Here is a 3,104-nt window from a genome sequence, read left to right on the forward strand (position 1 = left end):
CGCCACTGAACGCCTTCCAGATCGCCTTCGACGGCCGCCTCACCCCCACCGACCAGCGATAACTCAACAACCAAGATCAGCCGTTAAGTTGACACACCCAGCGGCGCCACCTCCACCACGGATAGGGCGGCGCAATTGGTCCGGTGTGGGCGAGCTTCTGGGGGCCAGTCTGGCAGCGGCGACGGCGGAGGTGAGGAGTCTCGGCCCGAGTGCGCGTGGTGCGGAAGGAGCGCTTCCGTACGTAATCGGCCGCGTCTTTCTGGGAGAGCGCCCTCTGCTTCGTCGTGTACCTGTGCGCCCTCTGAACAGGCTTGATGTTCCGGGATGCGGAGAGTTGCATGGTGTATGCCGCGCTGCGGACTCGCCGCACGCGCACCGTTACACCATCGCACCGGAGTCAGAGGGCTGCTCCGGCAGGGCCTAGGAGTCTCCCTGGCGTCGGCGCAGTCACCCTCTACTGATCTCTTCGGGGTGTTGTCGGGTGGTGGTCGGTGATGGTGAGTCCGGTGCTGGCGAGACACCCGTCGATGAGTTCGGGGCAGTGCTGGATGTGGCGTAGTCCGCGGCGGAGGGTGCGTTCGAGATGGTCGTCGCCGCTGAAGGCGACGTTGGACAGCGGTCCTCTGCGCAGGAGCGACCACACTCCCTCAACCGGATTCAACTCCGGCGCGTAGGAGGGAAGGTGGACGATAGTGAGCCAGTCATGGGCGTCGGCGTACTTGTGTAGCGCGGCGGCTTTGTGCGTGCTCAAATTGTCCCAGACGAGCACGATGGGGGCGCCGAGCTGGATGTGCGCGCGCACGGCCAGGTCGCGGTAGTCGCACCAGGCGAAGCTCCTGCGTCCGGGACGGTTGGGGGACGGGTTCCGCCTCGGCCGAAAGATCAGCCTCGAGGTCTCGCCGGGCTTGTAGCAGCACATTGCGGCGATCGAGTAGCGGCGCCAGGACCGGCCCCGCACCTGCACCACGGGCGTGCGGCCGCGCCGGGCCCAGGTACGGGCGAGGGATGGCGTCATGGCAAATCCGGCCTCATCCTCAAACACGAGGTAGGCCCCGAGCGCCGCCGCTATGGTTCCACCTGCGGCCATACCTCCTTCTTCCACAGCTCGATGGCGCGCTCGTCTCGCTCCAGAGCACGACGGGCCGGGCACTGCCAGGACCAGCCGTGCCGATGCATGAGCCGCCACACGGCCGCCGACGAGCACGCGACACCAAGGGTGCGGGCGATGAGTTCTCTGACCCGCTCAAGCGTCCACCGCTGGTCCTCCCAGCCGTGCGCGGCCGGCCCCCGCGCCAGCTCGGTCTCCAGGGCGGCAAACTGGCCATCGGACACCTTGGGCAGCTTCGCCGGCCCCGACGAGGCAAGACCTCCCATGCCGCCGTGCCGCCAGGCATGCCGCCAGCGCTCCACCGACCGCTCACTCACCCGCAGATCCCTCGCGATCGCCGCGGTCTTCTCGCCCCGCTCGAACCGCTGACCCGCCTCAAACCGGATCCCCTCACGGAACCGCTGCCGCTCCGGAGTCAGCCCTCCACCCTGCGCATACCGCATAGTTCCGACCTACCGCAGGGATCAAGGAATGTCACCACCCGACAACACCCCGAAGAAATCAGTAACGGTAGTTCGTTAAGTTCGGAGGTAGAGGTTCAGTCCGTGTCCGGTGGTGACTGCGCCGAGGAGGGCCTGGAGTTCGGCGGGTGGGTCCTTGTCCGTCCGGCCGGGGTGAGCCAGGAGCGGACGGCGCGTAAGGCCTTGGGCCAGCAGGGTGGTTGGGGTGGGTGGGGCGTGGCTGGTCCCCCTCTCTGGCCGGTTGGCGGGGCAGGGGTCGGGTGCGGTGAGGTCGGGTGCGGTGGGGTCGGGCGGGCCGGGTGGGGTGAACCACTGGTCCCAGCAGAAGGAGAACGCGCAGTTCACGAGGGTCTGGTGACGTTTGATGGCGCGGGCGGAACGGACCTGGAAGTCGGCCCATCCGAGTTCGTCCTTGATCTGTTTGTAGCTCTGCTCGATCCAGGGCCGCAGCCCGTAGAGGCGGACGATCTCGTCGAGGCCGGCGGGCGGGTGAGTGCTGGTGGCCGCGTGGGGTGCGTCGGTGTGGGGCAGGTTGGTGGCCAGATACCAAGTGGCCTTGGGAGGCAGGGTGGCCGGGTCGGTAGTGGCCACGACCAGGCGGCACACACCAAGCGGCTGCCAGCCGCCGAGCGTGGCGTCGGCGGCCCACCAGGTCTCGGTGTGCCCGTCGTGGAAGCGGCGCTCGACGGGTGTCCAGTCACCGGGGTGTTCGGCATCGTGCCAGGCCAGGGTACGGGCGGCGTCGATGGGGGTGTGCGGCTGGTGGGCGGGTGCCCAGGTGCCGCGGTGCGGCTTGAGGTGGACCACATAGGGCAGCTGGGCCTCGCGCAGGGCGAGGTACCAGTCGTCGCTGACGCTGTAGGCGCAGTCGGCGACGACCGCCCGGCAGGCGAAGCCTGCCTCCTTGCCCCGGGCTGCAAGAGCCGCGGCGATCTGCGGTTTGGTGCGGAAGCCGGGATCACGCCGGCCGCGCGGGAAGTGGTGCGCGGGGGTGTAGGGCTGTGTGTGCAGCGGGTGGTACACGCGTCCGTCGGTCCACACCGTGGTCACGGTGACCACGCAGTTGTCTGTCTTGCCGTACCGGCCCAGCCACTGGCGGCCCACGTGCGCGGTGGCCGTGCCGTCCTTGCGGTCCCCGGAATCGTCGATCACGATGACCCCGCCCGCGTGCGGAGCGGTGTCCGACTGCCCACGGAGCAGCTCCAGCCGCCGGTCGTTGACTTCCCCGGCCTCCCAGGGGGACTCGGACAGGAAGAACTGCAGGCGCTGCACCGCGGGATTCCGGGCGCCCACCACCGGTTCCGCGCCGGCCAGACAGGTCAGCGTCTTGTTCCTGTCCCGCGGCGCCAGCAGCCCCGTGAGGTACTCGCGAAACCCCCGCCGCTGGGCCAGCGAGGCGAACAGATCGTCGAAGCAGGAGGCATAGTCCTCCAGCGGCCCCGGTGCAGGCGGACACGGACGACGAGCGGTCATCGCCACCACCTCCACCATCCGGACTACCGCTCCCCCGCCCCCAAGTCAACGAACTACCGGTA

1 protein-coding gene and 1 pseudogene are annotated in these 3,104 nt (G+C 68.9%); both read right to left on the reverse strand.

Translation table 11 applies throughout. The features are described from left to right. Positions 1-454: 454 nt before the first annotated feature. Positions 455-1,551 (reverse strand): IS630 family transposase gene (locus IG74_RS54980; protein ID WP_420710060.1). Its coding sequence is split into 2 segments (ribosomal slippage): positions 455-1,084 and positions 1,087-1,551, totalling 1,095 coding nucleotides; the frame shifts between segments, so codons are not numbered across the junction. Positions 1,552-1,609: 58 nt separating this feature from the next. Beyond that, positions 1,610-3,042: pseudogene (locus IG74_RS0144465) on the reverse strand (IS701 family transposase). Positions 3,043-3,104 lie beyond the last annotated feature (62 nt).

Source organism: Streptomyces sp. NRRL B-1347, assembly GCF_000720325.1.
In the GTDB taxonomy this organism is placed as follows: Bacteria; Actinomycetota; Actinomycetes; order Streptomycetales; family Streptomycetaceae; genus Streptomyces.